The sequence below is a fragment of the Vibrio cyclitrophicus genome, assembly GCA_023206055.1.
Taxonomy (GTDB): Bacteria; Pseudomonadota; Gammaproteobacteria; order Enterobacterales; family Vibrionaceae; genus Vibrio; species Vibrio cyclitrophicus_A.
Window position 1 is genome coordinate 2,917,532 of record CP065366.1, and the last position, 19,859, is coordinate 2,937,390.

The window sequence follows — 19,859 nt, forward strand, 5'->3', positions numbered from 1 at the left end:
TCTAGCGCTCAAAACGAGGAACACTAATCAAATAACACTGACAATGACAAACTGAAAAGGAAAAGAGCCGCAGCAAGAGTCGCTGCGGCAGATAACGTATTACTTAAAGGTACGCTTGCTCACCTTATCGAGTTTCTTCAAGATTTTTTCGATTCTGTCTGGGTGAACCATAAACTCTTGGAAGCCTTTCATGCCCTCTTTGGCCATCGCAGGATCGGTATCGCGGTCATAGAACTGAGCCGTACCATCGGTAGAAGCCAGCATTGCTACACCTTTATCTAAGAACGGATCTGACTTCGCTTTGGCTTTATTGTTGGTTGGGATTTGCAGCAACATCTCATTGATGAGTTGCTGATTTTCAGCACGCGCAACAAACTCTAGGAACTTACGTGCATCTTCCTTATTTTTCGCTTTAGAAGGAATGTGTAACGTGTCCATTGGCGCATCTTCAGACATAGGAACACTTGGGTCGATCACCGGAAATTGGAAGAAATCCATCTTGCCATCTAATTCAGCCGGGAAGTTTGGCGTAATGAAGTTCCCCATGAGGTACATCGCCGCTTTGCCGTTATATAAGAATGGCTGAGCTTCTTGCCAAGAATAAGAGGCGTGATTTTCTAAGTAGTAACCAGGTTCAACAAGCTCTGCCCAGTTAGCGAACGTTTTCTTCACTCGCTCATCAGAATAAGGCACCTTGCCTTCCATCAACTGAATGTGGAAATCCAAGCCGTTGGTACGCATGTTGATGTAATCAAACCAACCCGCAGCAGTCCACAAGTACTTAGTACCAATCGCAAACGGTGCTACCCCATTTTCTTTCAGCGTTGCTGATGCGGATTTCAAGTCATCCCAAGTTTTAGGCTCACCGATACCATATTGTTCAAAGATGTCTTTACGATAATAAATACCCCATTGGTAATACGTGTATGGCACACCATATTGCTTGCCTTGTACTGTCATCGCAGGAGCGCCAGCCGCAAAGTCTTGCTTCATGTTGTTGTCTGTCCAAATATCGCTCACATCTTCGAACAGACCACGGTCAACAAAGGCTTTCATTCGGTTACCCGCATACCAGAAAACCACATCAGGCGGCGAAGTGACCAACCAATTACGAATCGTTGTTTTGTACGACTCGTGATCGTACAAATTGTACTTCACCGTAATGTCGGGGTTTTCTTTTTCAAAGCGATTGATGATCTCACCCCACGCTTCTTTCGGCGCAGGATCAGATGCATCAGAGTTGATGACTAAGGTTCCTGCAAACGCGGTTGTAGAAACGGAGGCGGCAAGCACTGCTGTGGCAGCGATATGTTTCACGTATTTCATATTGAGGTCCTTGTTATGGAGCTAAGCTCTCTAAGTCCAATTCTTATAGTTTTGTCTTGTAGGGTTTTCGTGCCTTTTTTACTCTTATAGTGAATCCAAGTTGGATCTGTTCAGTTAAGGCGGCTAACGTCGAACCACCTTGATTGATTCGGTTTAAGTCTCCTTTCACCATTCTAGAAGAACGTTTTATCCTTTCGTGGCTCCCAATGTTAGGCCAGCAATAAAGTGTTTTTGCATAGTAAAAAACAGAACCACTGGTGGAATGGCTGCCACTACCGCACCAGCAGACATAAACTGCCAAGATGCCAACCACTGGCCTTGCAGTGAACTCAACCCCGCAGTTACCGGGCGAACGTCATCACTCTGAACCAATACCAACGCCCAAAAGAAGTCATTCCAAATAAAGGTAAACACCAAGACTGCTAACGCCGCTAATGCAGGGCGAACCAGAGGCAGCACTACATGCCAGAATATTTTCCATTCACTTACCCCTTCAACACGCGCCGCTTCGATCAAGGCATCTGGGATCCCGACGATAAAGTTACGCATGAACAAGGTACAGAAGCCGGCTTGAAAAGCGATATGGAAAAAAATCAGCGCCCAATGGGTATCGTAAAGGCCAAGTCCAATCGTTAAATCACGCACTGGAATCATCAAGATTTGAAACGGAACAAAGTTGCCCGCGATAAACATCGCAAAGATCCAAACATTGGCTTTGAAGTTGTATTTCGCCAAGGCGTACCCAGCCAAAGTCGAAAGAGCGACAGCCCCTGCGACGGCTGGCAATGTAATGATCAGACTATTGATTAAGTACTGCCCCATCGAAGTCGAGGTAAAAACTTGGGTATAGTTCTCAATGAACTGAATCTCGCTCGGCCAGCCCCAATAATTACCTTTGTTGATGTCATCCATCGAACGAATCGACGTCATCATCACGGCGATAAGCGGTAACAACCACATCACGATCGAGATAGGTAACGCGACTCGGTAACTGATATTAGTAAAGCGACCGGCTTTTTGAATTGGTTGCGGAAACATTATTTTTCACTCCTTAACATGCGCCACAAGAAGTAAGCGATATAGATATCCATGATCAGAAACAGCACCACTGAAACCGCCGCACCGTAACCCATTCGATAATTAAAAATAGACTCTTCATACATTTGATACGCCAGTACCGTCGAACTTCCCCAAGGTCCACCAGCCGTCATGGTTGCCACCAAATCGAAAGAACGAAGGGCACCAATTACTGTCACGACCACAGCAATAAACGTCGCCGGTCTTAATTGAGGAAGCACCACATACCAGAGCATGCGCCATTTCTTCGCACCATCAAGGCGAGCAGCTTCTAACTGTTCTGGATCTAGGTTATTCAGCCCCGTTAAATATAAGATCATGCAATAAGAGATCTGTGGCCATAAGCCCGCTGCGATGATTCCGTAGGTCACATAATCTTCATCGGCGAGAATCGAAATAGGTTCAATACCAAACGCACCTAATGCAATGTTAAAAAGACCAAATGACGGGTCATAGAACCAAGAAAATACGAGGCCGACCACCACTTGAGAAATAACAAAGGGGAAAAAGAATAAGGATTTAACGACACGAATGCCTTTCACTTGTTGGTTTAAGAAAAGGGCAATCGCCAAGCCACAAGGTGGCGCGAGCATAAAGAAGATCAACCAAAGAAAGTTATTCGTTAGAGAAGTGTAGAAAGCCTCGGAATCAAACAGTTCACGATAGTTTTCCAGCCCTACCCACTCTTTTTCACCTAGCCCATCCCACTCAAAGAAGCTAAGCCAGATACTGTCCAAGATTGGATATATAACGTAGAGAGAGAAGATAGCGATAGCCGGGGCTAAGAACAGCCAAGGCGACACTTTAGAGCTTATGCGTCTTTTCTTCTTCGCTGACGGGGTGTGATTTTGTGGGTATATCGTTTTCACAGATTGCTCCATTTCCCGAAATTCCTTGTCTTCAAAGCTTCATTTACTATTTGGTTAATTTCCACCTAGATTTCTAAATTTCATCTAGTAACTCAGCATTTATAATGATTACGTTCAAATATTAGGCTTATTGATAATATTACGCACAGTTATGTTTTATTTTTGTAAACGTTTCCACAAAAAACACTACAGATCGTCATATTTATATGACTCGGATCAATAAATCATGCGAGGCATCTAACAAATTTCTGATGAAAGCGTATGTTTTAAAGGCAAAGTGATGTAGTCCAACGAAGCAAGGAGAGAGCATGGCTGATATCAGCTTAAAACAGGTCATCAAACGATATGGTGATGTTCAAACGATCCATGGTGTTGATCTAGAAATAAGTAACGGCGAGTTCGTCGTATTCGTTGGGCCGTCTGGTTGTGGTAAATCAACCCTCTTACGCTTAGTTGCTGGCTTGGAAGAGATTACTGAAGGTGAGATTCATATCGGTGATGATCTTGTAAACGATATCGATCCTGCCGAGCGTGGTGTCGCGATGGTATTTCAGTCCTATGCCCTTTATCCGCACATGACTGTTGAAGAAAATATGGGCTTTGGCCTGAAAATGAACGGGGTGGCTAAGGAAGTCGTCGAGAAACAGGTCACGGGCGCAGCCAAAACGCTTCAGTTGGAATCTTTATTGAAACGTAAACCTAAAGAATTGTCAGGTGGACAACGTCAACGTGTTGCTATCGGTCGAGCAATTGTTCGTAACCCGAGAGTGTTCTTATTCGACGAACCTTTATCTAACCTAGATGCAGAACTTCGTGTCGATATGCGCTTACAAATCGCCAAATTGCATCAAGATCTGCAAAACACCATGATTTATGTAACGCACGATCAAGTGGAAGCCATGACGCTTGCCGACAAAATAGTCGTACTTAGAGATGGCCGCGTTGAACAAGTTGGTTCGCCACTCGAACTGTATCACTCTCCTCAAAATGAGTTTGTGGCCGGCTTTATTGGCTCTCCGAAAATGAACTTCTTACCTTGTTTGGTCAATAACATCTCTGAGACTCATGCCCAACTGACCATAAATGGCTCGAGTAAAATTACGCTACCACTACCAAGTAATGGTCTTGTTGAAGGACAAAAGCTCACTCTCGGCATTCGACCTGAACATTTGGAGATTAATGGCGAGTCGGATATCACCATTGAGTTCCAGAGTGAGGTCGTAGAAAGGCTAGGCAACAGCACTTATATGTTTGGTCAATCTTGTGGTGTAGACAGCTTTAAAGTTCATCTGCCTGGAGATCAAGAGGTCACTCGCTATCAGTCTCTCAATCTAAATTTCTCATCAAAAGATTGTCATCTGTTTGATGCTGAAGGTCAGAGAATTAATTAAGTGTTTAAAAACGGTAAAGCTAGCTAGATGTTGCTCGCTTTACCGCTTCATTTCAAACTCATTTCTTGTGCCACTTTTTAGTCGTTAAACGCTTCTACTTTATTCCTCTTTACCTTATGAAACATCTCTCAAAAGTTTCATAACTCACACTTAAATGTTGTCCTCTTAAAGCTTATTCGAACTTTATCTACCCTTAATAGCTATCCGGACATTAATTTGATAGTCGTTTACTAAATAATCGCTAAACTATAGTGTCGCCTACCCCCTTTTTGAGAAAACCTAAATGCCTACTGCTGATTCCACCCTAAATAAACGCATGGGAATCGTTGCGCTCACCTGGCCAATTTTTATCGAAGTTCTTTTAAGAACAGCCCTCAACACCAGTGATGTATTCATGCTATCAGGATACTCAGACAAAGCTGTGTCTGCCGTTGGTGTTATCTCTCAGATATCCTTTTTTCTAATCATCGTATCCACCATGGTCAGCAGTGGCACAGGCATCCTCATCGCGCAATACAACGGTGCTTCTCGCGACGAAGAGAGCGCTCATGTGGGTGTGGCGAGTATTGTATTAGCCATCATTACAGGCCTGTTACTGAGCATTATCGCCATTCTTGGCGCTGAGTATTTTATCCCGCTTTATCAACTTGAAGCTCAAGTGGAACAATACGCTCAAGAGTACCTATTTATCAGCGGTGCTCTCACCTTTAACGTGACGATTGGCGTTGTGCTAACGACGATTCTGCGCAGTCATGGCTACTCTAAGTCACCGATGATCATTAACTTAATAGCAGGTGTTATTAACGTACTGGGTAACTATTGCGTGTTGTACCAACCTTTTGGCCTACCAGTGTACGGTGTACAAGGCGTTGCTGCAGCAACGGTCATTAGCCAAATGATTGGCCTATTGATCTTAATCGGTGTTGTAAGAAACAAAGGAATAGACTTACCTCTTAAGCAGTTCAAATCCGTACCTAAAGCTATCTACCAAAAAATCATTAAGATCGGCTCGATGAATGCGGGTGAGGTGCTGTCTTACAACATGGCGCAAATCACGATTACTTTCTTCATAGTGCAGATGGGAACCTCGTCATTGGCAGCGTTCACCTATGCACAAAACATCGCGCGTCTCTCTTTTGCGTTTGCTTTAGCTATCGGCCAAGGAAGCCAAATTCAAACAGGCTACTACATTGGAAAGGGCTGGATAGATGAAATTACGAACCGAGTACAACGCTACTTTGTGGTTGGCTTCATCGCCTCAACTAGCATTACTTGTATGGTCTATATATTCCGTTTTGAGATTCTGGATCTATTCACTCAAGATCCTGAAATTATCGCCCTTGCTGCATTACTTATTGCCGGTTCAATCTTGTTAGAAGCTGGCCGTGTTTTTAACCTGATCTTCATCTCATGTCTAAAAGCGACAGGCGATATTAAGTTCCCCGTAAAGATGGGAATATTGAGCATGTGGGGCATTGGGGTTGCAATGAGCTATTTGCTTGGTGTGCACTGGGGCTACGGTGTATTTGGTGCCTGGATGGCTATCGCGATGGACGAATGGTTCCGTGGAATCATCATGGCCTATCGCTGGCGAGCTAAGAAATGGACTCGATTCTCTTTTTAGATCATTTAGCCTTCCATTTATCTTCATCAGACAAATGAACGCCGCTCTCTATTTCCAAGGAGCGGCGTTTTCGTTTTTAATTACTCGAACTCATCTACGCGGTCGCAAGTGCTTTCTTGCGCTTCGCTAATCGGCCAAAAATACCGACTAACATCACAATGCCACATACACCGTAAACCTGCATGATGGTTGGATCATCCGACACAAAGCCAACATCAGAGAACATCACGTAAGCACCAAGTACCATGTAAAGAATGATCGCTGAAGCTTCGAAACGGAACGCCCAAGGCGTGACATCGATATTTTCATTCACTGGCATCACGTAATCATCTTCACGTGGCATAAAGTAACCAATGATGAACATCAGAGCCGTACAGACAACAAACAGAATCGCTAATTGGTGTAAGAAGTGAATCGGTGTTTTGAACACTAACTGCATTGCCGCGTATGAGCTTACAAATACCACCAAGGCCACTTTAGCCGCTAGAGCTGGCACTCGTTTAGAGATATAACCCACAAACACGATAGTAAAGATTGGCACACTGAAGAAGCCCGCTACCATTTGTAAGTATTGGAACAAACCTTCTGGCGCATACATGATGAACGGTGCGATACATACCGAGATAATCGCAATCACGACACCAAAAATACGCCCTTTATCCACTAGCTCTTCATCGGTTTTTCCTTGGCCAAACAAAGGCTTGTAAACGTTCAATGCGAACAGAGTCGTCGAGCTATTCAACACGCCATTAAAGGTACTCAAAATCGCACCAAACATGACCGCTACGAAAAAACCCACCAGCGGCTTAGGTAAAACTTCATTAACTAAACGGGTGTACATGGTATCTGGATTACCCGCATCAGCACCAAACATGTGAAAAGCGATGATGCCAGGAATGATTAGGAACAACGGAGAGATAACCTTAATTGCACCCGCAAGGATGACCCCTTTTTGGCCTTCCTTTAAGTTCTTAGCACCCAACGCGCGCTGGATGATGGATTGATCCGTACCCCAGTAGTAAAGGTTCACAAGTAGAAGACCGGTAAACAAGGTTGAGAACGGCAGTGGATCGGTCTCAGTACCAACCGATTGCAGTTTCTCTGGCGCAGCATAAAGCAGTATATCTAATCCAGCACCGAAGCTACCCTCTCCCAGCACCATCAAACCGAATACTGGAATCATCATTCCACCAACAATCAAGCCTACGCCATTAATAGTATCCGCAATCACCACTGCTTTTAGGCCACCATAAATCGCATAAAAGAAGCCAAGTAGACCGATCGTCGCGGAAATTAGGGCAATAGAGCTAAACTCTGAAATATTAAGCAGAGCTTGAACATCAAAGATTTCACCCAGAACAACAGCGCCAGCATAAAGTGTGGTTGGCAAAATATTAATGACGTACTGACATAAGAAAAGCAAGGTCACAAACTTCTTCACCGACATGTCGTAGCGGCTCTCTAAGAAGTCTGGAATCGTCGTGATCCCTTGCTTGAGGTAACGCGGTACCAACATCAGAGCAATGATTACTAAGGTGACACCAGACGCCACTTCCCAACCCATGACGCTCATGTTGTGGGTATAAGCTTGTGCACTCATGCCAACAAAGCTAGTCGCGCTCAAGTTAGTTAAGATAAGCGAGCTTGCAATTAAACCGCCGGTTAAGCTTCTTCCGCCGAGAAAGAAACCATCTTGTGAGGTGTTTTTGTCATTCTTCACTTTGTTGTAGGTAAACGCGACTACAAACCCAGTAAATAACAAAAATGACAGTAGAACTGTAATAGACATTTTGTTTTCCTTAAGTTGAGTTATTGCGGCAGCAATACCTCGCTGCCGATTATAATTTTTATATTTAGATTTTTATTTGTAGGGGTACTCAGAGTCAGCGATTCACATCTTTTTCAAGTGCACAATCAAGGCAGACTCTGGGTCGAGGATAGGTAAGGTCAATCCAATTTCCTTGAGGTTATCCCCACTTAGGGTTAACGTTTTGTCGAGCCATTGAGGGCGTTGTTTCATCAACTGGAAACTGGTTTTTGGCATGTCCACTAACTTCACTTGATACATCGCGCTGTCTTCCACGCAGCTAATACGAAGTGGCGAAGGCAGAGCATATTCAGGCATAGCTAGTTGACACACGGTGATCAGCATTTCATCGTCATTTTCAACGCCATAAATATTCTGATTTTTGTCCGAAGGGTCCATGCGGAAACTGCGACCTGAATGCAAAATATGACGAAACTGCTTATGCAATGAAATGTAATGTGAGAATGCTTGTTTCTCTTCTGGTGACTCTTTAACCGGATCAAGTTCTACGCCCATGTGTCCCATCAAGGCGGTGACACCACGCATATTGATACTGTGACGACGGTTGGTTGAGTGGCACTCAGCAGGACCAATGTGTGCACCCATAACTTCTGGTGGGAAGAAGTAACTCATGCCCTTTTGAATCGCTTGGCGTTCTAATGCATCGTTACAGTCAGACGCCCAGAATCGGTGTGTTCTCTTTAGGATTTCAAAATCGATACGGCCACCGCCTGAAGAACAGGACTCAATCTCGACTTCTGGGTGTGCTAGGTTCAACTCATCAACAAGACGATAAAGCGCTTTCGTTTGACCATGTACCGCAGCCTTACCTTGGTGACCAGGTTGAACCAACTCTCGGTTCATGTCCCACTTAAGATAAGTAATGTTGTATCGAGCCAGCAGCGCATTGAGGCGTTCATATAGGTAGTTAAAACACTCTTCATTTTGTAGGTCTAACACGTATTGCCAACGACCAGACGGTTGATGATACCCTTGTAAACCAAGCACCCAATCAGGGTGGTTTCGGTAAAGATTCGAATCTTGGCTGACCATTTCAGGTTCAACCCAAAGACCAAACTCCATGCCTTGTTGGTTTACATGTTCAATGACAGGTTCTAAACCATTTGGGTATTTCATTTCATCGAGATACCAATCACCTAAGGCCGTTTTTTCACCATCACGACCAATAAACCAACCATCATCAATAATGAATCGTTCAACGCCCATCACACCGGCCTCAGTAGCCATCTGCATGATGTATTCAGGTTTATGGTCGAAGTAGATCCCCTCCCAAGTATTTAAATGCACAGGGCGAGGCTTATCGGTAGGGAATTGAATAATATTGTCACGAACAAACTGCTGAAAACGCTGAGCAATACCGTTCAAACCAGAATTGCTGTAACAGCCATAGAGCCAAGGTGTTTGGTAAGTACTCTCAGGTTCTAGAATCGATTCACCCGCTAGCAATAACTCTCCTGCTTGTACAAAACGGCGACCATCACTACGAACATCCGCGCGCATTTGGTGGTTACCGCTCCAACCCAAATGAAATCCCCAAACCAAACCATTTTGCTCTGAGAAACCTTGCGTACCTGCAAACATGCCTGGGAAGTTTTCATGTGAAGTACGACCGCGACGGTTTTCTTGCATAAAGCCACCGTGTTCAAAACGCTGACGCTGAGTTTGGAATTCATGACACCAACGACCATGAAACGTCATCAATTCATTGGCGTGGTTTGGCAGTGGCAACGTTGATGAAAGCTTATTTAAATAGTATTTACTGCCCCCTTTGTTAGTTACTGTGACGCGCTTTTGAACCACATCAGATTCATAATCCAGTTTGATTTCGACAGTCAATTCAAGCTTAGACACGGTGTCTTCTAGAACAAAAGTGGCGTGCTGGTTCTGACCTTCTATATGTTCAGTCTTTACACCTACATGCTCAGCCTTCGTACCTACGTAAGTTGCATTCGCTTCTACGCGGACGGTATTAAAAACGGGTGCCCAATCAAAACCATCACGATGCCCTTCTATTCCCGGCGCATTAAAATGACCGCTACCCAATTCAGGACAAAGAGAAAGCGGCACATCGACATCAAGCCGTGCTTGGGAGATCGGTCTCTCGGTTGATAACAAAAGATCTTCATCAATACTGGCGATCTTTGCCCCCCAGTGAAGAACCTCTGGAGCACGGCCCGATTTGATGATCAAACTGTGGTTTTTACTTGTTAGATGAATAAATTCGCTCATAGCCAATCTCATATTGTTTTCGTAAACATAAATTAAGATTAATAGTGAACTTGAAGATTGAAATTAGTACTAAAACGGCTAAATAACGTGATCTAAAAACACTTATTCGTTGCTAAAATTTGCACAAGATCGACTGTTTTCGGAAACATATTTAATGTTTCAAATGACATTTTTTTGAAAGGGAGCAGAGTTTCATTTCGCTAAATTGGATAAGCTCATCGAACGACTGGAATATTCGATGGACGATGTGATGAGTGTAACTTTTAAAGATGTGGCGAAGCTGGCTGGCGTATCGACTCAAACAGTATCAAGGGTGACGAACGGCTCACAGGATGTCGCAGAATCCACTCGAAATAAAGTGAATGCCGCGATAAAGAAGCTTGGATATGTGCCCAATAAAGGTGCTCAAATGCTCAGCCGTTCCAAGTCCACCAGCATAGGGTTAGTCACGCTCGATATGGCCTTACACGGTGCCGCAATGATCGCCAATGGTGTACGAATGCAGGCTCACGATATGGGGTATGGCACCGCTTTTTCTGTGGTATCAGAACCGAATCTCACCAACACTCGCGAAGCCATTCGTGAACTGATCGCCCAACAGGTCGACAGCATCATTCTTAATGTGCCTTTAAAGAGTGCAGATGCCGAATTACTGGTAGAACAATATCAACACTTAAACCTCATCTTCATTGATGTCCCTTCTAACAGCCAAGTGAACTATATATGTGGCGATCATGCCGAGGGCGCAACGCTGGCGGCTCAGCATCTTATTGAAAATGGTCGCTCTGAATACTTATTGATCAGCGGGCCTAATGAGTCCAGCGCCTCACAAATTCGTCTTCAGAGTTGGTTAGCCGCGTTATCAGATGCAGATAGTAAGGTGCAGTATCAATATCAAGGAAACTGGCAAGCAGAAAGTGGCTACCTTGGCATTCGAGGCGCCGTCGCGAAACAAATCCAGTTTGATGCTGTGTTAGTCGCCAGTGATCAAATGGCATTAGGGGTTTTACGCGCACTGCAAGAGTTGCAAATACCAGTACCAGAAAAGGTCGCTGTTGTCGGTTTTGATGGTATAGAAGACAGCGCATTCTTCAATCCGCCTCTTACAACCATCAAACAAGATTTCACAAAAATAGGCCAGCAAGCAGTAAGACTTGCAGAGAAGCTCAACGCCAATTCGCAAGATACCTTATTACAACATCATATCGAAACCACACTGCTTCCGAGAGAAAGTAGCCAATCTAAGGTGACAGCCAATTATGAAAAACAAGAGATCGAAAAACTGCTGAAGAAGATTCAGAACCTATTACCGGAATCCGAATAAAAGAAAAAAGCGCTAGGGGGAGCTAGCGCTTTTAAGACCAACTAAGTCCGTTTAGCCTGGTAGTTTTTTAAGCTATATCATGAGGATATAACCAATTTTTTTACTTAGGTAAATCAAAAAGCCTATTCTTTACGACTGCTTTGAGTCGTAAATTAAGTATAGCCGGGTTCTTGTAATAAACCGTATTTTTCTAAAATTAATTCATATAAATTTGACGATTAATCGACACAATAAACTATTCGGAAATCACAGATGAGATCGCATTAGTAATCAACTCTCTAAGTAGTTTGTTTTTATCATCTAAATGCTTTGTCTTTCTATAAACAAGCTGGATATCAAAATCTGGAACATCAATCGGTGGTTTCACAGCCAGTAAGGTTTCTTCGTTATCGATATCCTTGCGCGCAACTAGCTTGGGGACAATACACAACAGTTCTCTACCACGGATTAGTCGCTTAACGGTCAAAAAGTTACTGGAAGATATCGCCACTTTTCGACTGAGACCGAGTTCATTCAAACGACTATCCACACCTGTCTTTAAAGACCCAATCGGAGAAACGAGTGCGTGCTCGACCGCAACAAATTGTTCTAACGACATCGGTTCTTCAATAGATAGAACTGATTGATCAAGTAAACAAACATGTTGTTCCGTGTACAAATGCTTTGTTCGATATTGCTTTGGTACCTCACCAAAGCTGCCTATCGTCATATCGAGCTTGGCATCTTCAAAGACTTGCTGGTAGTTACTCCGGTTTACATTGAACAACGCCACTTGGGAATAAGGAGAGCTTTGCTTAATCAGGTCAAACACTATTGGAGCGAACATCTGCTCGGCATAATCAGTGAGACCAATCTTCCAAGTCCCTTTATAGGTCTCTGCATCAAATGATTTAGACAGCAGTACCTCTGACTGAATTGTATTGAGTAAGGCATCGACGGTACTTGATAATTCAATCGCTCGGTCGGTCGCTTCCATCTTACTACCGACACGCTCAAACAAAGGGTCATCAAACAACTTTCGTAGCCTTTGTAAGCTATGACTCATCGCTGATTGGCTGACATAACAACGTTCTGCCGCCTTACTAACACTGTTTGTTTTATATAGAGCTTGCAGTGCAATCAATAAGTTAAGGTCAATTCCTTTCCAGTTAAAATCAGCCACAAATCAATCCCATATTATTCATAGTTATAATTAAAATAATTAATTTGAATCATAGTCTAACTCCACCTAAATTACGCTAAACATTTATCTGGAATCGATCATGCTTTCAATTTTTAAAACCTTTTTCTGGCTTGGCTGGATTAGCTTTGGTGGGCCAGCAGCACACATTGGCTACTTTCGTAAAACCTTTGTTGAGAAACTGAATTGGTTATCCGACGAAGAGTACGGGCAAATTGTCGCCCTCAGTCAATTTTTACCGGGCCCAGGCTCAAGTCAGGTTGGCTTCGCGGTTGGTTATAAAAAAGGTGGCTTAACCGGTGCGATTGCCGCATTTGTCGGCTTCACTTCCCCATCAGTGATTCTGATGCTGATATTGGCGTTAGTCAGCAATCAGTTATTGGAAGCACCACTTTTCATTTCAATCATCCACGGGCTTAAGTTACTTGCGGTCGTGGTTGTAGCTGACGCCACTTTCGGCATGTACAAAAACTTCTGCCAATCGAAGATAGCAACAGCACTGTGTGTGATCACCGCGATTGTTCTACTTTTGATTCCGGGGATCTGGCCTCAAGTTTTAGTGCTTATATTTGCAGCAATGGTTGGTAGTAAGTTCTTGACGTCTCAGGAGCTAAAAACGACACCTTCAACACAAAAAATATCGGTAACGCCTCTCGTGATTTTTGTTGCTTTGCTGGTTGGCCTGCCTCTATTCAGTGCTTACTCTCAAGGTATTGAAGTATTTGGCCTGTTCTACCAAGCAGGCAGCTTAGTCTTTGGTGGCGGCCACGTGGTACTTCCGTTGCTACAAAATGGTATTGGTGACCAACTGTCTCAAGATGCCTTCCTAACAGGTTATGCAGCAGCACAAGCGGTTCCTGGCCCTATGTTTACGTTAGCCACTTACCTCGGTTATGTATTAATGCCATCAGCACCGATTACAGGTGCACTGCTCGCAACGATTGCGGTGTTCTTACCGGGCTTCTTATTACTGCTCGGTGTGTTGAAAAACTGGCAGGCAATTGCGAGTCAACCTTTGGTGGCAGGCGCTCTTACTGGTGTGAATGCGGCGGTTGTCGGCCTATTACTAGCGGCCCTGTATCAACCGATCTTCACCAGCGCAGTGAGTAGTGGCTTAGATTTCGCTCTGATTATTGTTGGTGTGTGGTTATTGAAAACGATGAAGATGCCGATCGTGTGGATGGTAGCTCTGTTTATTGCAATTGGGTTTGGACTCGGAGTCATTTAATATAATGCCCACTAATTCTAATTAATGGGCATTATAATTTTCGGATTATGAGACCGTTGAGATAGTAGTTATTCTTCTATCGGTGTAGAGACTGGACTGGCATCGTCTTGGTTAAAAGACTCTGGAGGAATATACACATCAGCACGTCTGTTTTGAGCCCGACCTTGAGACGTTTTATTACTCGCGATTGGCTCAGACTCACCCAATGATTTCAGGGTCATTTTCTCTTTTTCAACACCGTAAGTGAAAAGCTGTTTAGACGTACTTTGAGCTCTCTCTAGCCCCAATCCTTGATTGTAAGCTTCACTGCCCACCCAGTCGGTATGACCTTCAACGGTCACTAGGTAGTCATTGTTTGCGAGATGTTTTGCCACATCAACAAGTACTTCACGAGCAAGAGGGGTCAGATAATAACGATCAAAGGCGAAGTTAACACGAGCAACAAGCTGCCCTTTGTCACTATCGAAGCTAGCAATACCAAGGTTTGATATATAAGTGAGACAATCACTAGGATCTGTGATCAACTGCGAGCGCTTAAGAAGCTCCCACTTGAGAGCCGGATCATGACTTCCCTCATGAATTTGCCAATAGCCATCACGATGACTAGCTACTCCTTGAACTTCACCAATTTCGATGGTGTGAGAATACTCTGAAAAAGTATTCCCACAATATTCTACTACCTGATCACTAATCTCCTGCCCATAACTAGAGAAAGAAACAAGCAGACCTAGTGCTAGCATTGTGTTTTTCATCTTTACTCACCCGTATAGTCTCGATACACCAGTGCCTCGAGATCCTTTCTGAATTAGCTCTTCGATTCGTTGTATTAACTCTTCCCTATCACTAACATCAATAATGTCTGAGCCAGGGTCAATCACACAATCTTGAAATCCACTTTGCTCACTTGCATTAAAATCAATGCCAATCACGCCGATGAACAAACTGCCATTCTCAGTCAAGAAATGCTCTCTTGCCTCATCACAAAGGCCATTATCGACTAAGTTTGGGAGTATCCCATTATTAGGAAACTCCTGACCATCACTAAGAATAATGATAATTTTCAACTTCCCGCTGTATTCCTCAACTTCCTCTTGTGTTGCGCTACTATCTGGTTGTCCATCGTTGAGCACCTGTAAACCGCGAATCAAGCCTTGATAGGCTGCGGTATTACCACCAGCATTCATACCTTGCACAATCTCAACTTCATCAATATCACTCGTTAAAGGAAGTACATAATGTCCATTACCTGTTGTTCTTACCATTCCAGAGTGATAGAGGACATTGTCAGCAGACCTAAAGTGAAAATTAAATGCAGCATCATCAATCTTATTATTAAACATGTCATCCACTGAGTTGGAATAATCAATCAAGCTTGCTATTTCAAGTCTTCGTCCATTCATATTCATAACACTTTCAACTGTTTTCGCCTCATAAAACTGCCAAGACTCTTTAGTTGGACAAGCGTCTATGTCACTAGCACAAGCACGAACAGTATCGTGTGGCTTATCAGCCCAGTACCCCCAATTCACCTGCTCATAAGTTCTGGTAAATGAGCCGTCCGCTTTGTACCTTAATTGACTACCCGCATAGAGAGTGTCGGATATTTTATCTTGTACTCTCAAGTTAAAAGGAACGATAGCCAATCGGTTAAGGATAAAAGTATCTCCAGATCGGGGCACAAGGATTCTCAAAGCTAGCTCATCAACCGCAACTTTCAATGAATCAATTTTTTTCGATACGCTTGAAGTTCCCTGTGACCAGTTACGTGTCATAGAGCCTGAAAAATCAGTAACTAATACGACATCGACAATTTTGTCACCTAGGTATTCAGGGTATTTTGCAGCTTCCGCTTCACCAAACAGTGGTTGAGTATCCTCAAATGAAGGAACAAGAACATCTGAGAACCATGAGTCATAAAGTGGCGTAGCCTCAACTTCATAGCCGATGATCTCAGTATTATCATTTTCAAGTGTTGGCGCTTGATAGTTACGCTGCGTCGTGATCTGTATACTACGAATTTCTCTGATATAGTCTCTTACATAAAGTTCTGCCATATCTTGTGCGCTGGCGGCTTTATCATCAATAGTAACCGCCAATGCCGCAGCTTGTGCTGAATCACGCAAACGACTCGACTCAGTAATGTACCGAGTTCCCTCAACAGCAAAAAAAGTGATTCCTAAAACAGGTACAAGCGACAAACCTAACCACACAGCAGCAATACCGGCCTGCCTTTTTAAACTAATAAATTGTAATTTTCCGTGTCTGTTCATACTACCTCCCTACCATCACTGAACTGGATGATACGACCATTGTTGAAGATAAAGGATCTCCCCAAACACGCGAAAACCATGAATCACTTTCTACACAAAGTGATACTTGATACAGCGGAAAAATGATCCCGTCTTCTTCGGGAACCAATAATGTTTTTTGATCAATACCGAGTGTCGTACAGCCTAAGGTGCCATATTGCGGCGAGGCAAATACAGTCCGTATTGTTTTGTCTTGTAATGATTCAATTTGAATTGCAACATTGTTGCTAGTTGTATTGAGAAGTCGACTAGAGATACTCTGCATATCTGTTAAGTCTTGTTGAGATAAGTTAAAACGCTCGTCATAAAAGCGTGTTCGCTCTTTTAAAACATTAACGATAGAGAAAGAAACTCTATCAAGTTGCGCTCGAACTATAAGCTTATGGCTCACATCAGTCATAAAGTAAAAAAGTGCAATTAGTACAATCAGCACCAAAAATAGCTCTATACTGAACGATCCTTTACATTTATGAAGAGACGTATGTTCAGTAAACTTCATCATTCCCACCCCTCATGCTCTAGGGTTAGTACAATTGTTCTTTCTATCGCTTCTTCTTGTTGTAAGAACAATGGCCAAATAGCCTGATGGTTATAAGTCATTTTGATCTCGGCAATACTATAGCCCCCATCACTGGTGACGAGATCCGCGTCAGATGCACTCACATTAGCGATAAAATCTGCATAACTTCTATAGTAAAGCCCAGACACAACGAACTTCTCACTCGGAGAGAGAAATGACCATAACGAATTTGGCTCATTTTTTACGGATTTCAGAACTGTGTCATAACTGTTATATGAAGAAGACCCTTGATGCACAACTGCTGCTCTCACTGATTCCCTCAGTGAATATTCCAATAAATTTATCGCGTAAATACGATAACCCATATCAAATATCATTACAGTCGCGACAATTAAAACGATCGCCCCAAGAGAAAACTCTACAGTAGTTACCCCTCTTTCTCTTTGTTTAAACTTCAACCATTTCATATTAACCACCTACTCTAAATTGAGCGGGGAGATCACTCTAGCTATTTGTTGTAGCTCTCTTTGTGAATAATCTTCACCGAGTAACTTCTCAGCGCTTTGCATATCGCCTAATTTAATAAATGCGATAGCTAAATTAGCTCTGACTTTTTTGTTTGCAGGGTTTCTGTTGTAAACAGGAGAGAGAATTTTTACTACATCTGAATATTTATTTTCGGCAAACTTAACCATGGCTAAGTTATTTTTAACCGCAATATCATCATAGCCTTTCATTCTAGCTCTATTAAAAGCATTTTCAGCGTGAGGGTATCTTCCAAGCATACAATAAGAAATACCCATCATCATTTGGACATCAGAGCTTTCATTACCTATCTCAACAGACTTTCTAAAACTATCTACCGCCAAATTGTCTAAACCATCGTGGTGGTATATCTCCCCTCTCAATTGCAGTAGATCTTTATTTACAACACCTTGATTCATCAAGTAATCAGCGTAAAACCGAGCGGATTCGACATCTCCAAGTTCAAAGTAGGCCAACGCCAAAGATTGCATAACATTTATGTCATTAGGGGCTTGAACAAGCTCTCGTTTATAAGCATCAACCAAACCTTCATAGTTACCTATTTTCTTCAAGCTCTCTATATCTGCATAGCCATCGCTAGTCGGTTGTGATGGGTTGGATGCGCAACCTATAAGAGCCAATGATATTAATAGAACAATAACTTTTATAATATTCATAATTGCCCCCCTAAATCAAAATCCATCTGTGATACACCCGGAGCTAAAATAAGTATCACAATAGGGAACATGATTAACAAAATGAGAGGGATACTCATTTTTGCCGATAACTTACCCATTTTTTCTTCTATATTAAGTAATTGCATCTTTCGCATATCTTCCGCAAGATCAGCCAATATATTTGCCACAGAAGAACCATACTGTATATTTTGAATAATAGTTAAAACAAAGCTAGAAACCTCGGGGGCAGGAAGCCTATTTGATAAGTCGTTAAGCGCTCTTTCAATTCCTTTGATCTTCCCGGAATCGGCGGTAATTTTAACTTGGTAACATAAGTTTCTATCAAATCCTTGAAGTTCTTTAGCTAAATAAGCAAATGAAGCTTCTATTGTCATTCCTGTTTGGACACAAACAGCCATCATGTCTAATAAATACGGTAGGTTTTTTGATATTCTTTTAACTACTATTTTCTTTCTTAAATCAAGTATCATATCGGGTAAAATTACAATCGTTAATATCCCTAGACATCCATATAAGGCCAAGTTCATTAAAGTTATATTTAACCAAAGTAAATAGATGGTATAAATTGCGATCAAAACTATTTTAAACGGGAAGTAAAGAACAGCGAGTCCTTTCGTATGAAATCCCGCATCTTTGAGCTTTTGCTCCAGTTCTTTACGATTCTCCTTGCCAAATTTAACAAGGAAGCTTCCCACTTTATGTGTGTTATCTTTTCTCTTGTTTAATCCAAAGAATCTATCCATTCGCTTTTTCTTTCGGCTAACAAAATACAAATCAATAAAAAGCACTAAAAGTATGATGACCATAGCCATAATTCCGTAGGTAATCATAACTTGACCCTCTTAACTAATAGCCAAACAATGAATAACCCCAAGACTTCACTACCGACTACATAATATAAAATCCATCGACCCGCTGGATCGTTTAAAATAAAATCGATATTAGCTGGATGTATTTGACTTATTATCAACACAAAAATGATGGGGATTGCGGCAACCACTTTAGCTGAAATTCTAGCCTCAGAAGTCATGGCCATTTTTTTCATCTCCATTGTCCGTGCATCAACAAGGACTCGAATCAACCTAGCCAATACACCTTTGAGCTGACCACCGCGACTCAAATTAGCTCGTATAGTAATAGTAAAAAATATATATTCAGGATAAGGAAATGCGCGACATGATCGCTTGAGAACATGCTCCGCATTCTCACCTAATTTCAAACGCTCACCCATATCTTTAAACTGCCTACCGATCTCTCCTGACATATTGTCACCAACAAAACAAAATGCCTGCATTAAACTTTCCCCAGCAGTTACCGCACTCATAAGAATATTTAGTGCATCAGGAAACGTTTGCTCGAAATTTCGACGTCTTTTATTTTTCAAGTATTGATAACCGGTAAAAATCAAGAAGCAGGCCAGCAAGGCAAGGTAGAGATAAGAGTTTAAGGTTAAGAAGTTAAAGATAATAAGGTAGGAAACCCACACAGATATAATGACATATACAATCGAAATGAGGTGACCTCTTGGACCAAGTACCTCTATCGTGGGGGAAAGATCATGTTTAAATTCAGACCAGCGTTTTTTCCCAATAAGAGATTGAAAATTAATCGCATCGATACCCTCTTCATCTGCTTGAGCTGCAGGGAAATAGTTTTTGACTTTACCTTTTTTACTCGGGATAAGTAAAAAGCACGCAAGACCAAACAGTATGAGAGATAGCCATAATATAT

The 19,859-nt window shown here is 42.5% G+C and carries 17 protein-coding genes; 4 read left to right on the top strand and 13 right to left on the bottom strand.

Annotated elements, in window-relative coordinates:
* Nucleotides 1-99: 99 nt before the first annotated feature.
* The 3 genes from ITG09_12810 to ITG09_12820 all read right to left on the bottom strand — a co-directional run bounded on the left by ITG09_12810 (nt 100) and on the right by ITG09_12820 (nt 3,284).
* A complete protein-coding gene (locus tag ITG09_12810) occupies nt 100-1,326 on the bottom strand; it encodes an extracellular solute-binding protein (protein UPR51574.1) in 1,227 nt (408 codons plus the stop codon).
* 186 nt (nt 1,327-1,512) lie between these two features.
* Nucleotides 1,513-2,364, bottom strand: a complete 852-nt coding sequence (locus tag ITG09_12815; GenBank protein ID UPR51575.1) for a carbohydrate ABC transporter permease — start codon at nt 2,362-2,364, stop codon at nt 1,513-1,515.
* Nucleotides 2,364-3,284: a sugar ABC transporter permease gene (locus ITG09_12820; GenBank protein ID UPR51576.1), complete on the bottom strand. Its 921-nt coding sequence runs from the start codon at nt 3,282-3,284 to the stop codon at nt 2,364-2,366. The genes ITG09_12815 and ITG09_12820 overlap by 1 nt, the downstream gene beginning before the upstream one ends.
* Before the next feature lie 296 nt (nt 3,285-3,580).
* Here ITG09_12820 and ugpC point away from each other — a divergent pair, with 296 nt between their 5' ends.
* Both ugpC and ITG09_12830 read left to right on the top strand, forming a co-directional pair.
* Nucleotides 3,581-4,663: a sn-glycerol-3-phosphate ABC transporter ATP-binding protein UgpC gene (gene ugpC / locus ITG09_12825; GenBank protein UPR51577.1), complete on the top strand. Its 1,083-nt coding sequence runs from the start codon at nt 3,581-3,583 to the stop codon at nt 4,661-4,663.
* A gap of 283 nt (nt 4,664-4,946) precedes the next feature.
* Complete coding sequence (locus tag ITG09_12830; protein ID UPR51578.1) at nt 4,947-6,287, top strand: MATE family efflux transporter; 1,341 nt, start codon at nt 4,947-4,949, stop codon at nt 6,285-6,287.
* Nucleotides 6,288-6,381: 94 nt separating this feature from the next.
* On the opposite strand, the gene ITG09_12835 is transcribed toward ITG09_12830, so the two are convergent.
* Nucleotides 6,382-8,076 (bottom strand): solute:sodium symporter family transporter, encoded by a 1,695-nt coding sequence (locus ITG09_12835; GenBank protein UPR51579.1) that lies wholly within the window; start codon nt 8,074-8,076, stop codon nt 6,382-6,384.
* 102 nt (nt 8,077-8,178) lie between these two features.
* Entirely contained in the window at nt 8,179-10,344 is a 2,166-nt protein-coding gene (locus tag ITG09_12840) for an alpha-galactosidase (GenBank protein ID UPR51580.1), read from the bottom strand.
* A 250-nt stretch (nt 10,345-10,594) separates the two neighbouring features.
* On the opposite strand from ITG09_12840, the gene ITG09_12845 reads away from it, so the two are divergent.
* Nucleotides 10,595-11,668, top strand: a complete 1,074-nt coding sequence (locus tag ITG09_12845) for a substrate-binding domain-containing protein (protein ID UPR51581.1) — start codon at nt 10,595-10,597, stop codon at nt 11,666-11,668.
* A 235-nt stretch (nt 11,669-11,903) separates the two neighbouring features.
* On the opposite strand, the gene ITG09_12850 is transcribed toward ITG09_12845, so the two are convergent.
* Nucleotides 11,904-12,830 carry a LysR family transcriptional regulator gene (locus ITG09_12850; GenBank protein UPR51582.1) on the bottom strand — a complete coding sequence of 309 codons (927 nt, stop codon included), beginning with the start codon at nt 12,828-12,830 and terminating at the stop codon, nt 11,904-11,906.
* 100 nt (nt 12,831-12,930) lie between these two features.
* Between ITG09_12850 and chrA the strand changes: the two genes are divergently transcribed.
* Nucleotides 12,931-14,076 (top strand): chromate efflux transporter, encoded by a 1,146-nt coding sequence (gene chrA / locus ITG09_12855; protein ID UPR51583.1) that lies wholly within the window; start codon nt 12,931-12,933, stop codon nt 14,074-14,076.
* A gap of 68 nt (nt 14,077-14,144) precedes the next feature.
* Here chrA and ITG09_12860 read toward each other — a convergent pair whose 3' ends face one another.
* From ITG09_12860 to ITG09_12890, 7 genes are read right to left on the bottom strand one after another with little or no spacing between them, the layout of a single operon-like run.
* Entirely contained in the window at nt 14,145-14,816 is a 672-nt protein-coding gene (locus tag ITG09_12860) for an OmpA family protein (protein UPR53640.1), read from the bottom strand.
* Nucleotides 14,817-14,834: 18 nt separating this feature from the next.
* Complete coding sequence (locus ITG09_12865; GenBank protein ID UPR51584.1) at nt 14,835-16,346, bottom strand: pilus assembly protein; 1,512 nt, start codon at nt 16,344-16,346, stop codon at nt 14,835-14,837.
* A gap of 1 nt (nt 16,347) precedes the next feature.
* The gene (locus ITG09_12870; protein UPR53641.1) at nt 16,348-16,884 is read right to left on the bottom strand and encodes a membrane associated secretion system protein; all 537 of its coding nucleotides are present in this window, start codon (nt 16,882-16,884) and stop codon (nt 16,348-16,350) included.
* Nucleotides 16,884-17,372: a pilus assembly protein gene (locus ITG09_12875; GenBank protein UPR51585.1), complete on the bottom strand. Its 489-nt coding sequence runs from the start codon at nt 17,370-17,372 to the stop codon at nt 16,884-16,886. The genes ITG09_12870 and ITG09_12875 overlap by 1 nt, the downstream gene beginning before the upstream one ends.
* A gap of 9 nt (nt 17,373-17,381) precedes the next feature.
* Entirely contained in the window at nt 17,382-18,107 is a 726-nt protein-coding gene (locus tag ITG09_12880) for a tetratricopeptide repeat protein (GenBank protein ID UPR51586.1), read from the bottom strand.
* Nucleotides 18,104-18,940 (bottom strand): type II secretion system F family protein, encoded by an 837-nt coding sequence (locus tag ITG09_12885; GenBank protein ID UPR53643.1) that lies wholly within the window; start codon nt 18,938-18,940, stop codon nt 18,104-18,106. The genes ITG09_12880 and ITG09_12885 overlap by 4 nt, the downstream gene beginning before the upstream one ends.
* Nucleotides 18,941-18,954: 14 nt before the next feature.
* Nucleotides 18,955-19,857, bottom strand: coding sequence for a type II secretion system F family protein (locus tag ITG09_12890; protein UPR53642.1), 903 nt, complete (start codon nt 19,855-19,857; stop codon nt 18,955-18,957).
* Between the last annotated feature and the right edge of the window lie 2 nt (nt 19,858-19,859).